The following is a 23,854-nucleotide window of genomic DNA, read 5'->3' as shown; positions in this document are numbered from 1 at the left end:
CACCTCTCTAATTACCATCGGTAATTACCAATGGTAATTAGAGTTTACATCCGTTTTGGGCAAATGTCAATAGCACTGTTTTCCTATGCTAATTTGATTTTTTGTCTTCGTATCTCAATAAAAAATAAGGCACCATTCGGCTTGAACGATACCTTGTTTATAGACATCTTGCTTGGCATTGCCCATATAGCATTTTGTTTTATACTGTCCTATGGAGGACTGCCCTAACCGGATTTTTATCTCACTGCATAATTATATAGGCTGTATTTTAATCTTCTATTATCTCTTTTTTACCGGTATCCAGATCTCGCTGATATAATCTTCACTCTGGTTATCTCCATCGCTATATAACTCGATATCATAATCCGGGATCAACTCATATTCTGATTGGGGAAGCCATTCGCTGTATATTCTTTTCCATGTATTCTGAATGGTACGGGGCATTGGTCCGACACATTTAAAAACCGCCCATGTATATGCCGGAATAATCAGCTTTTCAAAGCCTTCCGGCACTTGGTCATCATCACCGCATTCGCAGCCTATACCATAACGAAACTCTTTAGTACCCGTCTTTTGTTGTTCACAAATCCCAAGCATAGCGCATACAGTTTCATGCAAACCATTTGCAAAATATTCAGACCAGAACTTAGGAATTTCTTGCTGGCTGTTTTCTGAAGTGAAATATCTTGTTTTAGCAATAACAGTGTATTCCTCTCTTTTAACAATCTTATAGTCCATAATACTACCACCCTCCAATTCAATTTTAATGATAAGACGATTAAAGGATTTTAGATTAGAGCCTTCCCTTTTTGCTTGAATCGGGGTTATTCCATGGAATCTGCTGAATGCTTTTGTGAAGCTTTCAGGCGTATCATATCCGTACTTCAAAGCGATATCGATAACCCTTGCCTTTGACATTATCAGCTCCTGCCCGGCCAGAGAAAGGCGCCTGTTTCTTATATACTCTCCGACTGTCATTTGAGTCAGCAAACTAAACACCCTCTGAAAGTGAAAGCTCGATGAATAGATATGCTCCGCTATGTCTTCACAGCTTAAATCCGTAAGCAAATTATCTTCTATATAACCTATTGCTCTATTAAGGCTTCGTATCCAATCCATTCGATCATCTCCTCACAAATATACAATACCAATTTTGGGGGCAGTTTTCCTGTCATAGAATGCTTTGATTTGTCTTACATGATATAATCAGCCGTTATTTATCATGACTCTGACGACACCCTGTAATTAAAGTAAAAGTGACGTGCCTTCTTGACATTTGCATACCTCATGCTATACTAATGATAATTGTTAACTGTAGTTAGCGTACTTATAGAATTAAACTCATAATCAGTAAAACTATACCACGAAGGTATATGCTTTCTCAAGGGAAGCATTTGCTTTGTGGTATTTTTATTTTGGAGGGAATTACAATGAAAAAATCATCGACTCAAAGACTCGTTCTTGCAGGACTCCTTACAGCTGTAGGAATTGCTCTCCCTGTTGCATTTCATGCCCTATCCCTATCCGGCTCCATATTTCTGCCCATGCATATTCCCGTCTTATTATGCGGGCTTATATGCGGCTGGAAATACGGATTGGCCGCAGGAGCTGTTGTACCGTTATTGTCAAGCATTCTGACTGGAATGCCTCCCCTTTATCCCGTAGCCACAGCCATGGCCCTCGAGCTTGCAACTTACGGAGCTGTCATAGGATTGGCATCAAAGAAGACCAATACCTTTGTCGCCCTTATAATAGCAATGCTCTCCGGCAGGGCGGTATTGGGAGTTTCCAACGTAGTTTTGCTCAGCCTGTCGGGAAAATCATATGCCTGGTCGGCATTTATCTCAGGCGCCTTTGTAACGGCTCTCCCCGGAATCATCATACAGCTCATATTGATTCCCTTAATATATGCCGCTGTCCAGAAAAACAGGCACCTGGAAAGGATGATGTAAGCTTTGATACAAGGGGAAATATATCCTGAGGCTATTTTCGCCATTGATGAGCTGCTGAAAGAAGGCAAAGAGGTAATAGTAGCCATCGACGGCAATAGCGGCAGCGGCAAAAGCACATTTGCCGCCCGCTTAGGCAGCCTTTATGATTGCAACATCTTCCATATGGATGATTTTTTCCTGCGCCCCGAGCAAAGAACGGAGGAAAGGATGAAGGAAACCGGAGGAAATGTTGATTATGTCCGTTTTAAATATGAGGTTTTAGATAAGATTAGAAAAAATCGTAAATTCCGATATCAAATATATGACTGCTCCTTGGGGAGCCTAGCGGACTACATCGATGTATGCCCTAAAAAGCTCAGCATTGTGGAGGGTGTTTACAGTATGCATCCCACCCTCCATGGCGCCTATGCTTTAAAGATTTTTTTAGGAGTTGACCCGGAAACACAAAAACGCAGAATCCTTGAGCGCAGCGGAGAGCATATGCTGCGCCGCTTTATTGATGAATGGATACCTCTTGAGAATAAATATTTTTCAGAAATGAATATAGCCCAAAACTGCGATTTAGTATTTACATCTCTTTGCTAATGCTCTCAACAAGCTCTACTGCCAGCTTTATATATTCGGATAGAGGCAGTTCCCGTGAACCCACTACATGGTTGTTGCATTTATTTACAGGAATCAATATTTTTTCAGCCTTGCTCTGCCCTATTGCCTTTGCCATTGCCGGCGTGACCTCCCCCAGCATGGAATCGGCAATTACGATGCCGATGGGGCCTATTATGATATCCGCATCGGAGCTGACAACTACTGCGGGGTTTTCGCCTGTTGCTCCGTGATCTGCTCCTGCCTTCATCATTGCAGCAGTCGCTATGCTGTTTGTACCTATAGCTATAAGCTCAAGGGAGGGCAAGCTTTTCTTCAATTGCTCCACAAGCATTTTACCCATTTTCCCGCCTTGGCCGTCTATTATTACTGTTTTCATATTATCCCCACTTTCCCTTTATAGTCTTGCTTAGCTGTGAAAGCTGCAATGTATAAAAAACGCATTCAATGCATTTACTGAAAGGAAAGCCGGAGTTCACTTGCTTTACGCTTTCCTCACTGGAAACTGTATTTCAGTGATGTATTCATTTTGGTCCGATGTTATCCATTCCCCCTTTAGATACAATTCTCTCTGGGGTCCGACTATTTCATATCCATTCTCTTCAATCCACTTGGTAATCGCACTATATGGCATATTCAATGTTTGGTATGGACCTTTATGGACTACACAGGCCATTTCGTCAACACCTTCCAGTTCCTTTACTTTAATGCGGTGAGTATCTGGAAGCCTGCCTTCTATAGGCTCAATCACCTCTGCATCGACAGTTTCTTCCTTGTACCCTATATCATGATAAATAACCATACATGGAGGAACTATCCTTGCCCCGTGTTTCTGTATATGTTCTGCCAACTCATTCCACAAATGTTCCTGCTCGCTGTAGTTTGGTATTGTGCCCCTTAGGGAAGCTACCCTAATAGGTTCTATCTTCTTTAACACGATATCATATTTCATACTATACTCCTCCTGTTTACACATTTTAATGAGTGTTTCTATACGGGTCAATCTTGCTTGCTCATCCTTCAATCTGTTAAATACTTCTGAGCGCTTTAATTCCAAAAGGATCTGTATCTGCTCCGAATCCATATTCTTATTAAGGATTACAGAAATCTCATCCAGAGAAAATCCGATATCCTTTAGCGAAAGAATCTTATTGAGCCTCGGCATCTGATCTGCCGAATAGTATCGATATCCCGTATTGTGGTCAATCTTTTCAGGCTGCAGCAGGCCAAGATTGTCATAATACCTTAATGTCTTGACTGTCACCCTGTTTATTCTTGCAAAGTCTCCGATTTTAAACATATTAACCCACCCATGTGCACATTTTTTGAGGCCTCAATAGTATGATAAACCCTTCCCCGGGAGGAGAGTCAATACTAATTTTTATTTATTCCATAAAGCTTTTGATTTGAAAAATAGGCTTTCTCCAATAAATTCTGAATCCAGTTACTTGCCCAATATGACGTCTACCTTCTTCAGAGTTTCCATAATAGACAGGCCCTGGGGACATGCAGTCTCACACTTGCCGCATTCAACGCAGGCCGATGCTGCCTGATTTCCGGTCTTTAGCCTCCTGTACATATCAGTCGAATATCTATCGGTTTCATACATATAAAAATCATTATATATTTCAAAATTATAAGGGATCCACACTTTATTGGGGCATGGCATACAGTATCCGCAGCCGGTACAGTCCACCTTTATCCTTGAGCGGTACTTTTCCGATACTTTCTTTATCATATCCAGTTCCTCTTGTTCTAGGGAACCGGGAAGTGCTGTCTCAGCTGTTTTGATGTTCTCTTCCACCTGCTTTGCGGTGTTCATTCCGCTTAGAACCACCGCTACCTGCTTATGGTTTAAAACCCATCTCAAGCCCCACTCGGCAGGCGTTCTCTTTATTGCCGCCTTATCCCATATATCCTTTATTTCTTTTGGCGGCCTTTTAGCCAGTTTTCCTCCTAAAAGAGGCTCCATTATCATCACCGGAATATTCTTTGAGCCTGCATATTCTAAACCCTCGGTGCCTGCCTGGAAATTCTCGTTCATATAGTTGTATTGCATCTGACAGAAATCCCAATCGTATGAATCAATTATTGTTTTGAATAAGCTTACATCATCATGAAACGAGAAGCCTATATGCTTGATCCTGCCATCTTGCAGAGCCCTGTCCACAAAATCAAGGACATTGATGCTTCTCAGCTTGGTCCAGTATTTCTTGTTTAAGTTATGCAATAAATAAAAATCAATATAGTCTGTATCCAGCTTCTGAAGCTGCTCGTCAAGATACTTATCAAAATCCTCATATGCATTTGTCAGCCATACCGGCATCTTGGTGGCAAGCTTAACCTTATCCCTATAGCCATCCTTCAGAGCCTTTCCCACTATCATCTCGCTTTTGCCTTTATGATAATTATAGGCAGTATCAATATAGTTGACTCCATTGTCTATGGCATACCTTATCAGTCTTATGCTTTCTTTTTCCTTGATATTGCCGGGATCATCACCATTCAGCGGCAGCCTCATGGCGCCAAACCCAAGAACCGAAAGCTTGTCCCCCAGTTTGTTAAATTCTCTGTATTGCATACTTTAACCCCCTCCATAATAGATTGAACTGCACGCTTTGAGCATGCTGCCTCCGTGCTGCTTCTTGCACCAGCCACAGTTCTTTATTCCAACAAGTAAATATTACCATACATCTCTGGCAATTTGTACATCTTCTTGCTGTAAAATGTGGCAATTCCAAGTGCAAAGCATATAAAAAGATTATCGGGATACCATTGATATGCACATAGGAGACATCAATAGTTAATATAGAATTAAATAGAAAAGGGATCGCCTGAATTTCCATCCATAGCGTCCCTTTGTATCTACTCCTCTTCTTTCAAAGCTTTCGTAAGCGCTGCACATGCCAGTATCATTACAACAGCAAATGGAAAGGCTGCCGCGATGGACGCTGTCTGGAGAGCCTTCAGGCCTCCTCCCAGCAGCAATGCGAACGCAAGCAATGCTTGCACCAAGCCCCAGATAATTTTCTTCTGGTTTGTCGGATTTAAGTCCCCTTCCTGTGACATCATTCCAAGGACGAAAGTTGCTGAATTCGCTGAGGTAATGAAAAAGGTCCCAAGCAAGAATACAGCGATCAGAGAAATTATATACCCCAAAGGATACTTATTCATAACTATGAAAAACGCTGTTTCTGTTACTTTTATAGCCTCCGCCCCTACCTTGGCACCAAGATTTATACCTAATGATCCGAATACTGCAAACCATATAAAGGACGCAAGAGATGGGGCCAATATAACTCCAATAACGAATTCTTTTATAGTCCTGCCCTTTGATATTCTTGCGATGAACGTGCCGACAAATGGTGCCCACGCTATCCACCAGGCCCAGTAGAATATTGTCCAGCTTCCTATCCAGCTATTGTCACCGAAGGCTTCTATATGGAAGCTGTCATACACAAACTTATCAAGATACATTCCTATACCGTTTGTGAGAGAATTTATCATAGCCAACTTGGGCCCTATAATTATAGACAGCGCCAGTATAGCAAATGCCAAGATCAAGTTCCAGTCGGATAAAAGCTTTATTCCTTTATCAATGCCGCTTACCGCTGTCCATATATATATGATGGTTATTACCGCGATTATTGATAATTGGACCATTGTCGTAGTAGGAAGCCCGAACATATAACTAAGTCCGCTGTTGATCTGAAGCGTCCCTATACCGAGGGAAGTAGCCACACCTGCAACAGTAGCGAATATGGCCAGTATATCTATAGCTTTTCCTATCGGCCCTCTCACACCCTTTTCTCCGATGAGAGGCAAGAAAATGCTGCTTATGAGACCGGGTGCATTTTTACGGAATTGAAAATATGCCAGTGCCAGGCCTATGACCGCATAATTTGCCCATGGGTGAAAGCCCCAATGGAAAAAAGACTGCTTTATAGCAAAATTAGCCGCCTCGGCTGTAGCACCTTCAAGCCCCGGAGGGTTGAGGAAATGATTTAATGGCTCGGCTATGCCCCAGAATACAAGGCCTATTCCCATCCCGGAACCAAAAAGCATACCGAACCAGGAAATCGTGCTGAATTCCGGTTCTGAATCATCAGGGCCCAGCTTTATATTGCCGTATTTTGAAAAGCCAAGTATGACACAAAATGCTACAAACAAAAACATTGAAATAAGATATAGCCAGCTGAAATTATCTACCAGATAGCTATACAATCCGCTTGCAGCATTGCCAAAGCTGGATGGAGCCAATAGGCCCCATGCAACAATGGCAAATACCACTACCAAGGAAATAATAAATACTGTATTATTTTTTCCCATTTCCTTCATATGGCAATCCCCTCAATCCACTATATTTTTACTTTAAATACAGTTTGCTCTTTTATGTCTGTTGTAAGCGCATCTAGAGCCACACCCACTCTGTGGTAGCGAAGCTTGAACTGGGCTTCCTTTGGTGTGCTTGGGTCTCCCAGGGGATATGGTATCGATATGGTCGGAACCATTCTGTTGGCACCGACCGTCTTGGCAACAGGTATAAGATTAGCCATCTGTACTATAGTGATGCCCGCCTTTTCGATTTCTTTGGTCATCGTTGCGCCGCAACGCGTACAAGTACCTCAGGTGGATGTTAGTATAACTGCCTTAACACCATCGGCTAAGAGCTCTGCTGCTATCTCCTTCCCCATTCGGGCAGCTTCCGCCTGCGTTGTACCAGTACCAACAGTAGCATAAAAGTACTTGTAGACTCCGCCTATCTTGCCTTCTTTTTCATAAGCGCGGAGAGCATCCAAAGGAAGGACAACATCAGGGTCGGCATTAGCCGCTGCAGGGTCATAACCGGCATGGATCGTCATAAACTCTCCCTCTGCCAGGTCATAAAGCTCCGATACATCATATTTGCCCCATTTAGTAGCCGAAGCGGACTGGATTCTATCAGGATTTCCGACAGGCACAATACCGCCTGAAGTAACTAAAGCGATCTCGAGCTTGCTCAGCTCCTCCGGAGAAATAGCCGGTGCTATAGATACCAAATCTGATGGAGGTATGGGAAGCTCGCTTTCGTATTTTTCACCCTTTACCTTTTTCAGAAGCATGTCTATTACTCTATCTGCAGCATTTACGGGAGGATTCAGGTATACCTGCTTTCTGATGCCTCTGCCGAAGTAGCCTTCCTCAGAAGCTGAAAGAAGTTCTTCTCCATTCATCAGTTTTTTTCCAAAATTAGCCATAACGGATACATCTTTTCTCATGGCTGCTGCACTGGCTCCGCCCTCAAATATATACATTTCTTTTCTGAACATATCAACACCTGGGTTTTCTTCATTCATAGAAGTTATAACAGGGACGCTGAGCTTTTCTTTTACGGCTTTGCATATATTTCCGCAGGCACTGCCGTATCTTCCTGCTCTGAATGCAGGTCCTGCAAAGAATATATCAAGCTCCTTGCCTTCTAAAAAGCCTAATATTGTATTTATCGCTTCTTCCTGCCTTGAACCCATAAAGTTATCACCGCAGATGATCGTATGTGTGACATGATATTCGTCACCAAGCTGTTTTTGAAGCTCCATTGCCGGGCCTATCTGGCCTTCCCTTATTTCCGGCGCATGATCAGCCATTTCTTCCCCGCCTATTTGTCCAAAGAACTGATTTATATACAAAATAGCTTTTTTCATCTAAAATACACCTCCTTAAAACTCTTTCATAGTCTTTGTTGACCAGCCTACTACCATGTCTCCGCAGAACATTGCATTGTTTTCCATTATTATCGAGCCGTCCGCTCTAACCGATGGACCCAATATTGCATCGTTGCTCCAGCCGCCGGAAAGCCCATCCCTTGCCAAGGATTCCAGTTCTCCTATCACTGTTTCCATTGCGGGAAGCTCGATCATCTCAGAAACATTGCCGCAAGATACTATGGCGTTTGCCTTTTCATCCAAAGCGACCAAAGGCTGTGAAGCACCGTCTCTTCCTGTGCATTCATTTGTCAATCCGACAGTCTTAACTCCGGCATCTTCCAGCGCAACTATACATGCGATAAAATCGGCATCAGGATTTCCGTAACCTTCTTCAGCTACAATAGCTGAAGAAGCACCCAGAGATTTTGCGATCTGTGCCACATAAAGAGCCGCTCTTTGCTTCTGCTCGAGAGCAACATTCAGGTTTGACATTATAACACCTAGGAAGTTCAGTGTTTTACCGTGCTCCTGATATAATCTTTTTATCATTGGGAAGTTCTGAAAATCATATGTTGACCATTTTGAAGAGCAGGGCATAAAGGATCCGGAGATCATAGCTCCATCCAGTACTTCATTGGGATGCATAAAGGTCGGAAGCATTCTGTTGCAGTCCCACCCATAGGCTAAGTCATTATATCCCAGCTCTTCCATCTGTGATTGAGGCTGAAGCACAAGAACTACACTTGGAAGCTCATTAACCTCTGCCGATCTCTTTGTAACTGCCTCCAATTCATAAACCTCGACTTCCTCCGGCTCCATTTTTTCAACGCTCTTTCCTACATATTCAGCAAGTCTCATACCGGCCCATCTTAGTGCATGGTTTTTCTTTTGCTGTTCATTCTTCTCGAAATCTTCGTCAGTATCTCCAACCAAAACTAAATTCTTTAATTTCGAATAATACGTATATTTTGCGCCTTCCCCGCCCATGTCAATGAGTCCGTCCTGGAAGCCTCCCCAATGTCTGCCTACTACAAGTATGCTTGAATCCTTAAGAGCGTGGATTTTCCCCTCTCCGGCTTGCATAAGCTCTCCGGTCACTCCTGGGAATACCGGGCCTCCGCCTACACGGCATCTTGCCTCGATAGCTTCTTTAACAGGAACCAGACGAACCATATCTCCGGGCTTAACAACCAGGAGATCCGCTTCTGTAATATGTTCATCTTCAAAAACAACATCGAGGGCTTCTTTTTTGTTGATAGTCAAAATGCCATCCTTGTATTCTGTTTCAGCTCCAAACACGATGTCCTTTACATAGAAATTACCTATTTCCAGTTTCATTGCTACACTCCTCTCATCACTATTCCATATGGTTTGTAATGTAAACTTGTTTGCTTTTAGTGAAGCAATATTTCTATATAGAAATAATCAATAGCTTCAATATTTATTATTAACATATGGGCATGTTATAATAAGAGGAAAATATATTTTTTTAGTAGGAGTACATAATAAAGAATAATGATTGGATATTTTATTGATTTGAAATGTTATATGAAGAGTGCTCATACACCGGTAGAAAGTTCCTTTAAGGTATGGGAGTGCTTTTGCCATCATGATTATACTATGCTAAAGATTTTCAATGAAATATTTTTTGGAGTTGAGATTTAGTTTATACTACTTATATGGTTATGTCAGTAACCCATTCTTTTCTTATTTCCCATAGGGTAGCCTGGGTAGTGGGGGTTATCTCCTCCACTCCTTCAAAAAGCCTCTCCCAGCTTCTGATTATCTTGCTTCTAAGGTGGGGATAGAAGTTGCCTTTGTGGCCCCTGTATAATTCAGATTCATCTCCTATACCCATCCTTTTCAGCTCATCGTTGAATTTTTCTTCATCGCTATTGTCAATGGGCAGATACCAATAATTCATAACATAGCCCCATTTTTCGGAGTCGGTGAGAACCACTTTGTCCATAGGTGCTTCAAGTTCAATTATGACGTTATTTTCCACAGGCTGAAGCATCATATCCGATGTGACAGAGAGCCATATTGGGAACTCCGCCCCTTTCGGCCTCGCTACTATCCTTTCGGCTTTTTCTACATACCATCTGTAAACATCTGAATAATATTCCCAGATGGAATCGAATTTCTGCTCCAAGAACTCCTTTTTAGGCCTATATATGCCAAAAGCTTCAATGCTTTTTAATACATTTTCATGCTGTCTGGTCCAAAGCTTTATCTTATGCAATGCCACGCTGTAGCCCCCTCACTTGCTTCAGGTATAAGCAGGTGTTTTTATTACACATCTTTACAGTTCATAATTCAACAAGTAAATATTACCATGCATTTTTAGTAATTTATACATATTCTTGCTGCTTTATTCTGTGTTTATACATACATTTTCATACATATTAGCATTGACGTCATAATTTAGGAGACATGAAAATATGCATTATATTGCAATATCAACATGCTGCACTGTCCCGGCAGATCCGTTTTCTTTCAGATATATGCCTGTTCTTTTTATCTGGCCGTTCGTGCTATTGTCCGAATTTTTCAAGCTGAAATCCGCGGCCACATTACCCAGATAAATGGCCCTCACGCCCTTTTGCCCCAGTGCAAGCAGCTGATCATTGCCCTTGTCGTCCTTAATCCATATGCGAAGCTTTTCATATATAGGGTCGTTTTCATCTATCCAGCCGTTATTATCTTCATCAAAAACCGAAAGCTCTTTGAAGCCGTCTCCTGTCCTGGTCCCAAACAACTCACTGCCATCATTGATAATGCCGTCATTGTTGATGTCTAAAGCAATAAAGCCGCTTCCCTGGGATAAGAAAGATATTGGCTCAGTTTTGCCGTCTGCATCCAAGTCAAATTGAAACTTTCCTTCGGTGAGCCCTGCCGAAGAAGTCCCAAAATTGATGACCAGGGGGTCTACCATCACTGCATCGCCTGCTCTGAAGCTTATATTGCTGCTGTATGCAAAGGATCTGCTTACGTTCAAGCTCAGCTCCAGGGATATCGTCCGGCCGTCTGAGGTGTGTATTGTGCCCTTAGCCGCAAAGCTCATGCTCTCTTGTTCTATATGGGATTCTCTGGATTCATAAACAATACCCCAGCCTTGCTTTGCTTGCACGCTGTTCTGGCCGCTTCCGTTGACAGCATTATTGGGATTGTCCAGCTTCAATTTTTTAGGGAGATAGAACTTGATCTTTTTACCCGTCAGATATTCTATCATCCTTTGGATCAGAAGAAGCTTTTGTTTGTCACCGTCGCTGATTTCCAATTCTATTTCTTCTGCTTCTCCGATTTTAGAGGCTTTTGCCTCCATTGCCTTAGCCTCTTCCGAGATTTCTAATATGATACTTTTTTGATCCATTGCATTGCCGGGCAGCCTTCCGTCTTTATCTACCCATGCTCTGAGCGACTCTTCCTTTGAGTAAACCTCTATGCGTCTTGATTCTCCAGCCATGGCTACAGAAGAATTTTGTATTCTCATGATCTTCGCCTCCTTGCGTTATTTTTAAATAAGACATCTATCCGGTTATCTCCTTACAATCCGGAACAGATGAATTTAATTATTATATCGGCATATAAAGCGATTTGATTTACTTATTCCGCTATGCAAGATAATGCTTGCAGCCATCCCCGCCCGCATTTTTTACACAATACATAGCCTTGTCCGCTTTTGATACAAGCTCATCAATACTGCATCCATCTCGTGGGTAAAAGCTGACTCCTATGCTTAGGGATATTTCTATTTTATTTCCTTCAAAAACAAAAACTTTATTGCTTTTGCATGCAATTTTGGAGGCAATTTTTTTATAATTGCGATACTCGTTAATACCGGGAAGTAATATTAAAAATTCATCCCCGCCATATCTTGCCACAATATCTGTCTTTCTTGTAGTTTTCTTCAGTATATTGGCAACTTCCGCTAGAACTTTATCCCCAGCTTCATGCCCAAACTTATCATTTATACACTTAAAATTATCAACATCAATGAACATCAATCCTAATATGGTATTATTTCTCTTTGCAAATTCAATAAATTCTTCAGCAATTTTATAAAAAAGCGTTCTATTGGCCAATCCCGTAAGATCATCATAGTAGGCTAGCTTTTTTATCATTTTTTCTTTCTGTTTCAACTTCTTGTTCAAGGTGCAAAGCTCATTCATATATTCTTTAAGTTGATTAATTCGGGTAAATTGATTTGTAACATCTATGCATTCAATAATCAAAAGCTTTGATTCATCCTGTTCATATCTGCTTATTCTCAAGTTTAATTCCAATTTTTCATTTATCAATCCTTTATGTATAGCAGCAGAAAAAAAAGATTTATAGCCTCTAGCCATAGCATCTTCTAAAGATTTCTTGATATAATTTTTATCTAATCCGGGCAATACTTTATAGAGGTTTTCCGATATGACATTCTCCCGTTTAAAGCCGGTAATATGTTCCATATAGTTATTCCAAAACAAAACCTCCAATTTGCCATTCAGTACAATAACTCCTTCATTTAGATTTTCAAGAATACCAAATATTGCATTATTCATAGAGATCCTCTTCCATTTTATCTATTATTCTTAATAATTCATTTAACGAATTCAATGTAAGATTTATGATAATTGCCCCTCGTACTTCAGTACCATCAATAGTGAATGATATATACAACATTATTATGCATGACCATCCAGTGTTTTCAATTCCCGATTTAAAACTTTTCCTATCGAAAATTTCAACCTGGGGCAAAGAATAATTTAAACTTACGTCCAAAAAATTACCTATTTCCCCCATTATAGAATTCAATACAATATTCCCAATCTCTTTAATGACATCAAAATCAATGTCGGTGAAATTAATTTCGCCTCCACAATTATCTATCTCTTGATTCATACAAAGGTTTATGAATGTTCTCATTTTATTAGTTGGAAAAATAAGATTAGCTTTACCGGTAATTTTTTCTTCAAATTCAATTGATGAAACCATCAAAGCTCCATCTGAAATCTTTGAAAGAATTGCTTCCAGTTTTTCATTCTTATCTTTATTGCATAAGATTTCGATTTTAGACACATCTAGCAATATCTTCCTGCCAATTATCTCCGAAAGCAGACTGGCAGATTTGCCAACACCTATGTTGAACATCTCCGCCAGCATATCATACTTTAGCGATTTATTCTTTATTGAAGGCTTATCATTCATTTAAATCATCCTTTATAATATTAAAAACATATTTGCCTTTGTCCTCATTAAATGGCTTACTGATGAATGCTTTGATATCAAGAGCCTCAGTCTCTTCCTTTATGCTTTTTTGTACATCTGCAGTAATAACAAAGATTTTAGCATCTTTGTCACATTCTTTAATCTTCTTTATCAATTCTATCCCATTTAACTTAGGCATCAGTAAATCTACAAATATATAATCGGGCTTAGCCTCTTTATATTTCTCAAGTCCTTCAAATCCGTCCCTTGCAGTGATAATATCTCCATTCGGAAAAAATTTTTTCAGTAGATTTGATGTCATAATTTGTGTAAAACTAGAATCATCAACAACTAAGAATTTCATATTAAAAATATCCCCCTAAAGCTTATAAAATACTAAACTGTTTATTTCCAGAGAATAGTCTACCATATTGTGCACTATATGTCATATATATTTATAAAAATCAGCATGGCAGCTTATCATATGCATTTGCTTTGCCATCCGGATATGAATAAAAGCCATCGAAGGTCAGGTTATTGCTGTCCTTGATGGCCTTTTCCTATAGTTTTTCCAGTTTCATTCCTGTGTCATGACCGTTCAGGTCCTGCTTCTCAAAGCTGTCATCCCCGGTGCGTTCTAAAGCATCAGCCAAAGTCTCTTTCATTATATAATCCATATAGATATTGACAGCTTTGGCTATCTCATCATCACCATCATAGAATATCTTTATCCTGTCCATCATCTCATAGCCGTTGTTCTTTCTCATCTGCTGCACCTTGGAGATAAATTCCCTTGCATAGCCCTCATCCAAGAGCTCCTGGGTGAGAGTAGTCTCCAGTATCACAAACAGATTATTCTCCATGGCTACAGTGAAGCCTTCTTTTGCGGATATGGTGATCAATACATAATCCTTTACTACATCCAGGATTTCCCCATCTACCGCAAGCTTCAATGTTTCTCCCGCTTCCAGCTTCTTAACTGCTTCTGCGCCGTCAACTGCTGCCAATGCTTTGCCCAGCAGCTTTATCCTTGAGCCCAATACAGGCCCTGCTATCTTGAAGTTTGGCTTTAGGTTGAATTGCATATATTCATCAAGATGCTTTGCAAATACAACCTCTTTTACGTTGAGCTCCTCCTGGATCAAAGGCACCAGATCCAATATGAGTTCTTCATATTTGCCGTCTATCAGCACCTCTGAAATAGGCTGCCTAACCTTTATCCTTACCTGCTCTCTAGCAGACCTGCCCAGGCTTACCAGGTCTCTCACCAGATCCATCCTTTCTTCTATGTGAGGCTCCAGCAAATATCTGTCGGCAACAGGATAGTCGGCTAAATGAACCGATAATTCGCCTGTCAGATCCTTATACATCTCGTCTGCCATGAATGGTGAGAATGGAGCTATGAGCTTTGTCAATCCGACAAGTATTTCATAGGTAGTATTGTAAACCGCTTTTTTGTCGTCTGTAAGCTCTGTTTCCCAGAATCTCCTCCTAGAACGTCTTATATACCAGTTGGAGAGGTCTTCGTTGACGAAGTCCTGAATCTTTCTCACTGACTTTGTCAGGTCGTATATAGACATCTCATATTCCACCTGAGCCAGCAGATTATTGTATTTTGAGAGTATCCATCTGTCCAGCTCCGGTCTTTCCTTGTATTCTATGAAGAATTCCCTCGGATCTATATTGTCCGTATTTGCATACAAAGTGAAGAAGGAATATACATTTCTCAAAGTACCGAAGAATTTGCTCAAAACTTCCTTGAGGCCGTCTTCATCAAATCTGGTGGGCGTCCATGCCGGAGATACATACAGCAGATACCATCTCAAAGCATCGGCACCGTATTTGTCAAACATTTCAAAGGGATCTACAGTGTTGCCCTTGGATTTTGACATCTTGCGGCCTTCCTTATCCAATATCAGATCATTGACCAGAACTCTCTTGTATGGAGAGGTTCCCATTATAAAGGTTGATATTGCCATGAGGGAGTAAAACCATCCTCTTGTCTGGTCTATACCCTCGCATATGAAATCCGCAGGGAATAATTCATGGAAATTTTCCTTGTTCTCAAAAGGATAATGATGCTGGGCAAAAGGCATTGCACCGCTGTCAAACCAGCAGTCTATAACCTCTGTGACCCTGGTCATGGTTCCGCCGCATTTATCGCATTTGAGGTGGACATTATCCACATATGGCCTGTGAAGCTCTATGCTCTCATCTATTTCTTCCACAGCTCTCTCTGCAAGCTCTTTTCTGGAGCCTACGGAAGCAGTGTGGCCGCACTCGCATCTCCATATATTTAGAGGCGTTCCCCAATATCTGTTCCTTGACAAAGCCCAGTCATTGACATTTTCCAGCCAGTTGCCAAAGCGCTTTTCTCCCACATAGTCCGGATACCATTCTACCTTATTGTTGTTTTCTACCAATTGATCCCTCAGCTTTGTCATCTCTATATACCAGCCGGGCTTTGCATAATAGAGAAGCGGAGTCTGACAACGCCAGCAGTGAGGGTAATTATGCTCCATCTTTTCTTTCTTGAAAAGCTTTCCTTCGTGGGCCAGCCATTTTATTATATCCAAATCAGCATCCATTACGAATGTGCCTTCCCATGGTGTGGCAGTAAATTTACCCGTTTCATCAACAGGCTGGAATACAGGCAGATCGTATCTCCTGCCGGTGTTATAGTCATCTTCGCCAAAAGCAGGCGCAGTGTGAACTATGCCGGTGCCGTCCTCGGTAGTTACATAATCTGCAACGGTAACGAAGAAGGCTTTCTTATCGGCCTTGACAAAAGGCATCAGCTGTTCGTATTCCATATACTCCAGGTCCTTGCCTGAAAGCTCCTCTAAAACTTCGAAATTATCCCCAAGGACTTTCCCGGATAAATTTTTTTCAACGTAATATACAGTATCCTCCTGTTTTACCTTCAGATAGGTCTCATTAGGGTTTACAGTCAATGCTACGTTGGAGGGCAAGGTCCAGGGTGTTGTTGTCCATACCAGGAAGTATTCCTCCGCATCTTTTCTTTTGAACTTGACTATTACAGTGTTCGTCTTTACTTCCTTATAGCCCTGGGCTACTTCATGGGAAGCCAGGCCTGTACCGCAGCGGCTGCAGTAGGGCAGTATCTTGTGCCCTTCATACATCAAGCCTTCTTTAAAAAATTTGTCCAGTATCCACCATTCGCTCTCTATATAATCATTGTTCAAGGTTATATAGGGATTATCCAAGTCTATGGAATAACCCATCCTTTCGGTCATTTCCCTCCACTGTCTTTCGTAGGTGAATACGGATTCACGGCATTTTTCATTGAATTCTGCTATGCCGTAATCCTCTATTTCCTGCTTGTTGGAAAGCTTCAGCTGCTTTTCAACTTCAATTTCAACGGGCAGTCCGTGAGTATCCCAGCCGGCCTTTCTCTTTACTTCGTGGCCTTTCATGCTCTGATAGCGGCACACGGAATCTTTAAGGGTCCTGGCGATGACGTGATGTATGCCGGGCCTGCCGTTGGCTGTTGGAGGTCCCTCATAGAATATATAGGGCTTTGCTCCTTTTCTGTTAGCAACTACTTTGTCGAGAATATCAATCTCATCCCAAAATCGGGCTATCTGATTTTCCCTCTCTGCTACAGGCTTTTCCGAAAGAGGTTTAAATTTCATTTTCGCTCATCTCCTCGTATACTTTGTATAATAAAAAACCCTATGGTAAAACCATAGGGACGTTTGGACACGCGATACCACCCTCATTACAGCCCTAAAAAGAGCTGTCACTCGGTCAATTTAACGCATGACTGCGGAATTCCTTACTCCGGTTCGGGAATCCGGCTCCAAGGTGATATTCATCAAGAGCTTTGCAAATAATCTTCCACCAGCCGATTATCTCTCTGAATGCTCATTCTCCTGCTACTGTCCTCTTCATAGCCATTATTGGCAATAATATATTATTATACGTCATAGAAGCAGGTTTTGTCAATAGCAGGTTTTAAACTGAAATCCTTCATTTTGCTGAACAAGCCTCGTTCATCAGCTCACTTACCAGGCTTGTAATAGCTTCAACAGCCTTATCGAGTGATACTTTCATAGAAATCTTTTTATCTCTTGTTGTTATCTCAAGACAGTTTTCCTTCATGTTGCGGGGACTGACTATGACTCTGACGGGAACACCCAGCAAATCTGCGTCCGAAAACATGACGCCTGTGCTGACGCTTCTGTCGTCATAGATCACTTCAATATTTAAGCTTTGCAATTTTTCATACAGCTCATCTGCCGATTTCTTTGCTTCCGGATTATCTGAGCGGATGCAGCAAATATGAACCTGCCACGGTGCTATCGACATAGGCCAGATCGGCCCATACGCATCATGACGCGCTTCGCAAACAGCTGCCGCCAGGCGGCCGATACCTATTCCATAGCAGCCTATGACAGGATATTGAGAACTGCCTTCCTTATCCAGGTACTGCATATTCATTGCTTGAGAGTATTTCGCTCCAAGCTGAAGAATATTGCCTACCTCTATTCCCTGCAAAATGGCTATGGTGTGTTTGCCGCATTTTGGGCAGATGCCTCCATCCTTGATTTTGGCAAAATCGTGATATTCAATCATGCCGCAATCACGCTCAAGCTGCAAGCCTGTGTAGTGATGGTCAGGGATATTCCCGCCGCAGGAAAGATTATTCGTGCCTTTAAGTGATTTATCAAAAAGAACTATAAAATCGCCTTTCAAATTATAGGGTCCGATAAATCCGGCATTCAACCCGCACTCTTCTGTGATATCAGCGGGACGAATATCTTCACCAAGATAATTTTTCAGCTTGGTTTCATTTGCATCCAGATCCCCTCGAATAAATAAGACAACATACTCATCTGTTGAGTTTTTCTGATATACAACAGCTTTGCAGGACTTCTCTTTCGGCATATTCAAGAAAGCAGACAAATCTTCAATGGTATGAGTATCGGGAGTATGTACGAGTGCTATCTTTTCGGAAGCTTCACTTGTTTCATTTCGTACAACGCTTTCTGCCGCTTCCATATTGGCCCGGTAATCGCAGTGGGAGCAGACAGCAATTGAATCTTCTCCCACATCAGTCTGCAGGATAAACTCATGAGAAATATTGCCGCCCATCATGCCCGAATCCGAGGCAACCGACATTACTTCCGGAATGCCTGCCCTGGCAAATATTCTTTCATAAGCGCGCAGGCATCTATAATAGTACTGCTCAAGATCTTCCTGTGATGTATGGAATGAATATGCATCCTTCATCATAAATTCCCGAGCCCGGATAAGGCCGCCGCGGGGACGAGCTTCATCCCTGAATTTTGTCTGGATTTGATAAACCATAAAAGGATACTTTGCATAGCTCTGTCCATATTCACGCACAAGCTGCACTGCGGCTTCCTCGTGTGCCATTCCAAGAACAAGCGGGTTGCTGTTCCTATCCTTGAAACACAGCAGCTCACTTCCGACGCTTGTGTATCTCCCCGATTCCTCCCGCAGGGATGCCGGTAAAACAACGGGAAACAAAACTTCTTGTCCGTCGATTGCATCCATTTCCTCACGGATGATTTGTTCGATTTTTCTTGTGATGCGACGAAGAGGAGTATATAAAGAATAAATACCGTTAGCAACGTATCTCATATACCCGCCTCTAAGCATTAAAGCGTGGCTGTCGATTTCGCAATCAGCCGGTCTTTCTTTGAACCTATCTCCTACAAGCTTTGCAACTTTCATTCTTAAACCTCCAATATATTTATTTGAAGCAAAAAGCCCTAAGTCGATAATATCAACTTAGGGCGAGCTGTACTAATCGCGGTACCACCTAAATTCAGAAGAAATCTTCTGCACTCAAAAATACAAAATGCTATAACACCTTATACTCTTTCCTTATAACGGAGGAAACCCGATGAAGCTTACTGGAATAATCGTTCGGTTCATAGCTCTAAGAGGGGTTCGGCATTTTTTCATTAAAGATTCGCATCAACCATCTTCTCTCTGATAAATCCAAAATGCTTACTGCTTCTTTTCATAGCTTTTAGTATTTATTTTGTAAAACTATAGCAGAAAAAATATGAAATGTCAACAATAAAACCCTTCCTTCAGCGGGTAGGAGTTGCAATGAACAGACAGGCAAAGCTCTAGTCCGTGCCGAAGCCACAGCTGAAAGCCGATAGAGCTTGACTGCCTTCATACAAAGAAAATTGCGCTTTATGAAGGAAAATATGAATATATATAGAATGTATCTTAAAACGATAAATGCGTCTGAGCTATCCCGCCTAAATTTAACAAGTATGGCAGATAACCGTCAGTGCATAAACGAGGGGAACGCTTATGTCTAGAAAAAACTCTTATATTATAGCTGTAATCTTATCGGTCCTTCTGTCATGCATTGTTATCTTTCAAAGACTGGAACCGTCAGAGCTGCCGGTAATAAAATCAGAAGAGGGCCATCTCTCTGGATTTGCTGTATATACAGCAGATGGTGACATACTCTATGCCAATAGGATTGAAAATATAAAGAAATCCTTATTCAAAGGAGCTATTATCAAAACTGATAATTTTACAGTGGAGAATCCCATAGGCATAATCCAAAGCCCTCCTCTTGAAAGCATAACGAATATATCCGATAAGGCACTAAAATCTATAGACATGGGAAACAAGGTCCTGATCATATATATCGACGGCTTAGGCTACGACCAATACGAAAAAGCCTTAAATGAGGGCTGGATACCCTTTATGAAGTCCTTGGGCAAGGGTACCATGGCTCTCACAGTATATCCCCCTATCACCGATGTGGCCTTTGCATCCATGGTGACGGGAGAGACACCAAAATATACGGGCATACACAGCAGGGAGAAAAAGCCTTTAATGGTGCCTGACATATTTGACAGAGCTTCTGAAAAAGGCAAGACCTCAAAGGTCATAGAAGGAAATATAAAAATACTTACGGCAGAGGTTGAGACCGTTTTAAACATAGATGAAAACGGCAATGGAACCATCGATGATGAAATATATGAAAGCGCTATGAAGGAGATTCAAAATCCTCCCCATATTCTGCTGGTTCATTTCCACTCCTTCGACGATTTTGGCCATGAGTACGGGCCAAGCTCCCAAGAGGCTTTGGAGCAGCTCAAGGTCTTAGATTCTTATATAGAAGATATGATAAAGGATTATAGGGGAGATATCATAATAACCTCAGACCATGGCATGCATGATGAAGAAGGCGGCGGCAATCACGGCATTTTCTGCGAAGCAGATTTATTTATACCCATTATACAGATTAAATTGCAATCAGGTGGCCTATGAATAAATTTTTAAAAAGATTTTCCATGTTCGACCTTGCGGTCATTTCACTCACCGCCGCTTTGGGAGTAGGCATAAAACCGATAATAGTGCCTTTGGTGCATATAATAACAGGTCCTCTTTATATACCCGGAGGCGCTGCCGCCGGCGGCTTTTATATGCTTTGGATAGTTTTTGGCCTGGGCATGACAAAGAAAATAGGCACGGGGACTCTCATAGGCCTTGTGCAGGCTCTTTTAGTCATGATCACCGGAGTATACGGAACCCACGGAGCCATAAGCATAATCACCTATACCGTACCGGGGCTTTTAGCCGATATGGCCGCTAAACTCCTGAAGAATAAATTTATGAGCCCGGCAGGATTTTTTATCCTTGGCCTTCTGGCCAATGTTTCAGGGACTTTTTTGTCCTCTGTAATGTTTTTCCGGCTTCCTATGATTCCCATGCTCCTTTCCCTTAGTGCGGCATCGCTGTCAGGAGGCCTGGGGGGGCTCATCGCATTTAGAATAATTAAGGCTATAAATAAACAGGGTGATGCAAATGAAAAATAAAAAGCTTATAGCGATAATTGCAATTTTGACGGTTTTAACACTCTCATTGGGCTACATCAATATGAAGTCTGTTAATAAGGCTTCAGGTGAAGAAGGAATGATCGGCTTTGTCTCCGGTGAGGGCTCGGCAAGGCTTAGTTTTGATGAGATTACCGGCCTGGGCTCAAAGGAATTCAAGGCTGTAGAAGATACTTCCGCCTCGGGTCCCGCTTCCCGAAAATTCAAGGGAGTGCTGCTTAAAGATGTATTGAACAAGATCTCCATAAGCGATGAGACGATAAAGTCTTCTTCGAAAATAATAGTAAAAGGATCGGACGGCTATGTAATAGCATTATCGCCCGATGAAGTTTTGGCTGACAACGGCGTTTATCTGGCTTACGAGAAAAACGGCAAGCCTCTTGGAAATATGAAAAACGGAGGAAGCGGACCCTTCCAGCTTATAGCCGTATCGGATTCCTTCAGCCAGCGCTGGTGCAAATATGTTGTTGAGGTAGTCTTAGAATGAATACCATATTAGAAGTCCAAAGCCTATACTTCAGATATGCAAAAGCCGGTCCTATGATACTAGATTCAATCAATATGGAGGTTGAAAAGGGCAGCATCACTGCGGTTGCAGGCTTAAGCGGCTGCGGGAAAACCACTTTGGCTTTCTGCCTGTGCGGAGCCATACCCAAAAGCCTGCCGGGCATCATGGAAGGCGATATATTGTTGGAAGGCAGAAGCATAAGAGAACTCAGCCTGCCGTCATTGTCCAGAAAAATCGGCATTGTCTTCCAGGATGTGGACAATCAGATATTTCTGCCTACCGTAGAGGCTGAAATAGCCTTCGCTGCGGAAAACCTGTGTCTCTCCTATGAGGAAATAGAAGAGACAATTGAAAGAGTCTTAAAAACTCTCGGCATAGAGCATCTAAGAAGCAAAAATCCATCTCTGCTTTCCGGCGGCGAGAAGCATCTTGCTGCCATGGCTTCCATTTTGAGCCTTGATCCTGAGATCATCATACTTGACGAAGCCCTATCACAGCTGGATAGGGATAGCAGGGATCTCATCATTGACAGGATCAAGCTGCTTCAAAGGAAAGGCAAGACCATTATAGCCATTGACCATGACCTTGAAAACCTTATGATGGCCGATAATATCCTGCTCATGAAAGACGGCAGGATAGAACAAAGAATCAAGGCAGGTGAGAACCGTGAGCTTCTATACAGCAAACTCACTGACTTTTTCCTATACCAGAGTAAATAAGCTTTTTGAGGATATAAGCTTTGAAATAGAGAAAGATCAACGTGTAGGACTTATGGGGCCAAACGGCTGCGGAAAAACCACTTTGATCAAGCTTATGCTCGGGCTTCTCAAGCCTCAGCAAGGCGAAATATATCTCGAAGGCAAGAATATAAATAATATTTCCTTATCCCATATAGGCAAAAAAGTAGGCTATGTCTTTCAGAACCCTGACAAGCAGCTGTTTTGCCCTACGGTTTGGGAGCAGATGAGCTTCAGCTTCATATATGGGAATACAGATTGCAAGGATGATGCGGACTATAAGCTCAAGCATTATCTTGAAATGTTTGATCTTGCCAGGTATAGAGATTCCTCTCCTCTGGAGCTGAGCCGGGGGGAAAAACAAAGGCTGGCTCTGGCCTCTGTGCTGTCACGGAATGTGGAATTCGTCATACTGGATGAGCCCACTACAGGCTTGGATATATTGCGCAGAAAGCAGCTGGATAAATGCCTCGAAGCATTGAAGGAAGAAGGCAAAGGCTATATGATAGTAAGCCATGACACAGAGTTATTGATGGGCCATGCGGATATGATCTTTAGGCTTAACCCAAAAGGAGTTGACATCCTATGATAAAGCCGGACCCCAGAACCAGGATCATTATCCTGTTTATCATTTCCTCAGCTGCGGTATTGATAAGGAAGATAGGGCCGCTTTTCTGGCTGTTTTTGATGACCTTGATCTTATGCAGGCTTTTTTCAATTTCCTTATCCGCATCGGTAAAAAGGCTAAAAAAACTCTGGTATTTTTTCCTGGTATTGGCTTTGGTGCAGAGCATATTTACTTCAGGAGGAGAAACCATATTTAGTATAGGAAATATAAGTATACTGACTGCCATGGGTCTGGAGAGCGGCATATCCATAATGTTGAGAATGTCCATAGTCATATTCTCTGCCCTGATAGTTGCATCCGCACCTCCTCTGGAGATAGTATACGGCCTTACGAAAATGAAGCTGCCCTATGAAATTGCCTTTATGGTTCTTCTGGCGATGAAATTTCTGCCTTTGTTTAGAGAAGAGTTTTCAGACTCAATTGCTGCAGTACAGCTGGCAGGAGCGGATCTGCATAAGATACCGCTGAGGCAGAAGCTTTCATTGTATGCCTGCATATTGACACCCTCTGTAGCTAAAGCCTTAAGCAGGGCCAGGTACATCTCCCTTTCCATGGAATGCAGAGCCTTCAGAGTATACCCATGCAGAACCGACTATTGCATATTGAAGATGAAGGGAACAGATTATACTGTCATACTGGCAACTTTAACAATGACCATCATAATTTTTATCTGCCTGCCATAAT

General features: G+C 41.9%; 22 protein-coding genes and 2 other annotated features. Of the genes, 8 read left to right on the top strand and 14 right to left on the bottom strand.

Annotated elements, in window-relative coordinates; genetic code table 11:
• Nucleotides 1-279 precede the first annotated feature (279 nt).
• Nucleotides 280-1,119, bottom strand: coding sequence for an AraC family transcriptional regulator (locus tag AC4HCY_RS04090; RefSeq protein WP_323431090.1), 840 nt, complete (start codon nucleotides 1,117-1,119; stop codon nucleotides 280-282).
• A 311-nt stretch (nucleotides 1,120-1,430) separates the two neighbouring features.
• On the opposite strand from AC4HCY_RS04090, the gene AC4HCY_RS04085 reads away from it, so the two are divergent.
• Both AC4HCY_RS04085 and AC4HCY_RS04080 read left to right on the top strand, forming a co-directional pair.
• Nucleotides 1,431-1,952 carry an ECF transporter S component gene (locus AC4HCY_RS04085; RefSeq protein WP_323431091.1) on the top strand — a complete coding sequence of 174 codons (522 nt, stop codon included), beginning with the start codon at nucleotides 1,431-1,433 and terminating at the stop codon, nucleotides 1,950-1,952.
• Nucleotides 1,953-1,955: 3 nt separating this feature from the next.
• Entirely contained in the window at nucleotides 1,956-2,537 is a 582-nt protein-coding gene (locus AC4HCY_RS04080) for a uridine kinase family protein (RefSeq protein ID WP_323431092.1), read from the top strand.
• Here the strand turns inward: AC4HCY_RS04080 and AC4HCY_RS04075 are convergent.
• From AC4HCY_RS04075 to AC4HCY_RS04015, 13 genes are all read right to left on the bottom strand, one after another.
• Nucleotides 2,521-2,934, bottom strand: a complete 414-nt coding sequence (locus tag AC4HCY_RS04075; RefSeq protein WP_323431093.1) for a DUF3842 family protein — start codon at nucleotides 2,932-2,934, stop codon at nucleotides 2,521-2,523. The genes AC4HCY_RS04080 and AC4HCY_RS04075 overlap by 17 nt on opposite strands.
• A 105-nt stretch (nucleotides 2,935-3,039) precedes the next feature.
• Nucleotides 3,040-3,855 (bottom strand): MerR family transcriptional regulator, encoded by an 816-nt coding sequence (locus AC4HCY_RS04070; protein WP_323431094.1) that lies wholly within the window; start codon nucleotides 3,853-3,855, stop codon nucleotides 3,040-3,042.
• 144 nt (nucleotides 3,856-3,999) lie between these two features.
• A complete protein-coding gene (locus AC4HCY_RS04065) occupies nucleotides 4,000-5,136 on the bottom strand; it encodes an aldo/keto reductase (RefSeq protein ID WP_491095444.1) in 1,137 nt (378 codons plus the stop codon).
• A 284-nt stretch (nucleotides 5,137-5,420) separates the two neighbouring features.
• Entirely contained in the window at nucleotides 5,421-6,884 is a 1,464-nt protein-coding gene (locus AC4HCY_RS04060) for a glycine betaine uptake BCCT transporter (protein ID WP_491096077.1), read from the bottom strand.
• A 29-nt stretch (nucleotides 6,885-6,913) separates the two neighbouring features.
• Complete coding sequence (grdH, locus tag AC4HCY_RS04055) at nucleotides 6,914-8,236, bottom strand: betaine reductase selenoprotein B (RefSeq protein ID WP_491095443.1); 1,323 nt, start codon at nucleotides 8,234-8,236, stop codon at nucleotides 6,914-6,916.
• 15 nt (nucleotides 8,237-8,251) lie between these two features.
• Entirely contained in the window at nucleotides 8,252-9,577 is a 1,326-nt protein-coding gene (locus tag AC4HCY_RS04050) for a glycine/sarcosine/betaine reductase component B subunit (protein ID WP_323431097.1), read from the bottom strand.
• Nucleotides 9,578-9,914: 337 nt separating this feature from the next.
• Nucleotides 9,915-10,487, bottom strand: coding sequence for a DUF3841 domain-containing protein (locus tag AC4HCY_RS04045; RefSeq protein ID WP_323431098.1), 573 nt, complete (start codon nucleotides 10,485-10,487; stop codon nucleotides 9,915-9,917).
• Nucleotides 10,488-10,685: 198 nt separating this feature from the next.
• Nucleotides 10,686-11,732: an SPM autocatalytic domain-containing protein gene (locus AC4HCY_RS04040; RefSeq protein ID WP_491095442.1), complete on the bottom strand. Its 1,047-nt coding sequence runs from the start codon at nucleotides 11,730-11,732 to the stop codon at nucleotides 10,686-10,688.
• Nucleotides 11,733-11,853: 121 nt separating this feature from the next.
• Complete coding sequence (locus AC4HCY_RS04035) at nucleotides 11,854-12,789, bottom strand: sensor domain-containing diguanylate cyclase (RefSeq protein WP_323431100.1); 936 nt, start codon at nucleotides 12,787-12,789, stop codon at nucleotides 11,854-11,856.
• A complete protein-coding gene (locus AC4HCY_RS04030; protein ID WP_323431101.1) occupies nucleotides 12,782-13,435 on the bottom strand; it encodes a chemotaxis protein CheC in 654 nt (217 codons plus the stop codon). Before AC4HCY_RS04030 ends, AC4HCY_RS04035 begins: the two co-directional genes overlap by 8 nt.
• Nucleotides 13,428-13,799 (bottom strand): response regulator transcription factor, encoded by a 372-nt coding sequence (locus AC4HCY_RS04025; RefSeq protein ID WP_323431102.1) that lies wholly within the window; start codon nucleotides 13,797-13,799, stop codon nucleotides 13,428-13,430. The genes AC4HCY_RS04030 and AC4HCY_RS04025 overlap by 8 nt, the downstream gene beginning before the upstream one ends.
• Before the next feature lie 196 nt (nucleotides 13,800-13,995).
• The gene (gene ileS / locus AC4HCY_RS04020; RefSeq protein ID WP_323431103.1) at nucleotides 13,996-17,091 is read right to left on the bottom strand and encodes an isoleucine--tRNA ligase; all 3,096 of its coding nucleotides are present in this window, start codon (nucleotides 17,089-17,091) and stop codon (nucleotides 13,996-13,998) included.
• A gap of 52 nt (nucleotides 17,092-17,143) precedes the next feature.
• Nucleotides 17,144-17,359: a binding site (T-box leader), on the bottom strand.
• Nucleotides 17,360-17,428: 69 nt separating this feature from the next.
• Nucleotides 17,429-19,159 (bottom strand): proline--tRNA ligase, encoded by a 1,731-nt coding sequence (locus tag AC4HCY_RS04015; protein WP_491095441.1) that lies wholly within the window; start codon nucleotides 19,157-19,159, stop codon nucleotides 17,429-17,431.
• Between the two features lie 55 nt (nucleotides 19,160-19,214).
• Nucleotides 19,215-19,464, bottom strand: a binding site (T-box leader).
• A 292-nt stretch (nucleotides 19,465-19,756) separates the two neighbouring features.
• Here AC4HCY_RS04015 and AC4HCY_RS04010 point away from each other — a divergent pair.
• From AC4HCY_RS04010 to AC4HCY_RS03985, 6 genes are read left to right on the top strand one after another with little or no spacing between them, the layout of a single operon-like run.
• A complete protein-coding gene (locus AC4HCY_RS04010) occupies nucleotides 19,757-20,731 on the top strand; it encodes an alkaline phosphatase family protein (RefSeq protein ID WP_491095440.1) in 975 nt (324 codons plus the stop codon).
• Entirely contained in the window at nucleotides 20,728-21,279 is a 552-nt protein-coding gene (locus tag AC4HCY_RS04005) for an ECF transporter S component (RefSeq protein WP_491095439.1), read from the top strand. The genes AC4HCY_RS04010 and AC4HCY_RS04005 overlap by 4 nt, the downstream gene beginning before the upstream one ends.
• Entirely contained in the window at nucleotides 21,269-21,784 is a 516-nt protein-coding gene (locus AC4HCY_RS04000) for a molybdopterin-dependent oxidoreductase (protein ID WP_323431107.1), read from the top strand. Before AC4HCY_RS04005 ends, AC4HCY_RS04000 begins: the two co-directional genes overlap by 11 nt.
• Entirely contained in the window at nucleotides 21,781-22,524 is a 744-nt protein-coding gene (locus tag AC4HCY_RS03995) for an energy-coupling factor ABC transporter ATP-binding protein (RefSeq protein WP_491095438.1), read from the top strand. Before AC4HCY_RS04000 ends, AC4HCY_RS03995 begins: the two co-directional genes overlap by 4 nt.
• Entirely contained in the window at nucleotides 22,472-23,131 is a 660-nt protein-coding gene (locus AC4HCY_RS03990; RefSeq protein ID WP_491095437.1) for an energy-coupling factor ABC transporter ATP-binding protein, read from the top strand. The genes AC4HCY_RS03995 and AC4HCY_RS03990 overlap by 53 nt, the downstream gene beginning before the upstream one ends.
• Entirely contained in the window at nucleotides 23,128-23,853 is a 726-nt protein-coding gene (locus AC4HCY_RS03985) for an energy-coupling factor transporter transmembrane component T family protein (RefSeq protein ID WP_491095436.1), read from the top strand. Before AC4HCY_RS03990 ends, AC4HCY_RS03985 begins: the two co-directional genes overlap by 4 nt.
• Nucleotide 23,854 lies beyond the last annotated feature (1 nt).

The sequence above is a fragment of the Lutispora sp. QWL-02 genome, from assembly GCF_058315355.1.
Note: the sequence above shows the minus strand (reverse complement) of the source record. Positions and strands in the feature narration are given on the sequence as shown.

Bases quoted from the DNA above. Each gene is read 5' to 3' on its own strand.
- AC4HCY_RS04090 (WP_323431090.1), bottom strand. From the start codon at position 1,119: ATGGATTGGATACGAAGCCTTAATAGAGCAATAGGTTATATAGAAGAT.
- AC4HCY_RS04085 (WP_323431091.1), top strand. From the start codon at position 1,431: ATGAAAAAATCATCGACTCAAAGACTCGTTCTTGCAGGACTCCTTACA.
- AC4HCY_RS04075 (WP_323431093.1), bottom strand. From the start codon at position 2,934: ATGAAAACAGTAATAATAGACGGCCAAGGCGGGAAAATGGGTAAAATG.
- AC4HCY_RS04070 (WP_323431094.1), bottom strand. From the start codon at position 3,855: ATGTTTAAAATCGGAGACTTTGCAAGAATAAACAGGGTGACAGTCAAG.
- AC4HCY_RS04065 (WP_491095444.1), bottom strand. From the start codon at position 5,136: ATGCAATACAGAGAATTTAACAAACTGGGGGACAAGCTTTCGGTTCTT.
- AC4HCY_RS04060 (WP_491096077.1), bottom strand. From the start codon at position 6,884: ATGGGAAAAAATAATACAGTATTTATTATTTCCTTGGTAGTGGTATTT.
- AC4HCY_RS04050 (WP_323431097.1), bottom strand. From the start codon at position 9,577: ATGAAACTGGAAATAGGTAATTTCTATGTAAAGGACATCGTGTTTGGA.
- AC4HCY_RS04040 (WP_491095442.1), bottom strand. From the start codon at position 11,732: ATGAGAATACAAAATTCTTCTGTAGCCATGGCTGGAGAATCAAGACGC.
- AC4HCY_RS04035 (WP_323431100.1), bottom strand. From the start codon at position 12,789: ATGAATAATGCAATATTTGGTATTCTTGAAAATCTAAATGAAGGAGTT.
- AC4HCY_RS04030 (WP_323431101.1), bottom strand. From the start codon at position 13,435: ATGAATGATAAGCCTTCAATAAAGAATAAATCGCTAAAGTATGATATG.
- AC4HCY_RS04025 (WP_323431102.1), bottom strand. From the start codon at position 13,799: ATGAAATTCTTAGTTGTTGATGATTCTAGTTTTACACAAATTATGACA.
- ileS (WP_323431103.1), bottom strand. From the start codon at position 17,091: ATGAAATTTAAACCTCTTTCGGAAAAGCCTGTAGCAGAGAGGGAAAAT.
- AC4HCY_RS04015 (WP_491095441.1), bottom strand. From the start codon at position 19,159: ATGAAAGTTGCAAAGCTTGTAGGAGATAGGTTCAAAGAAAGACCGGCT.
- AC4HCY_RS04010 (WP_491095440.1), top strand. From the start codon at position 19,757: ATGTCTAGAAAAAACTCTTATATTATAGCTGTAATCTTATCGGTCCTT.
- AC4HCY_RS04005 (WP_491095439.1), top strand. From the start codon at position 20,728: ATGAATAAATTTTTAAAAAGATTTTCCATGTTCGACCTTGCGGTCATT.
- AC4HCY_RS04000 (WP_323431107.1), top strand. From the start codon at position 21,269: ATGAAAAATAAAAAGCTTATAGCGATAATTGCAATTTTGACGGTTTTA.
- AC4HCY_RS03995 (WP_491095438.1), top strand. From the start codon at position 21,781: ATGAATACCATATTAGAAGTCCAAAGCCTATACTTCAGATATGCAAAA.
- AC4HCY_RS03985 (WP_491095436.1), top strand. From the start codon at position 23,128: ATGATAAAGCCGGACCCCAGAACCAGGATCATTATCCTGTTTATCATT.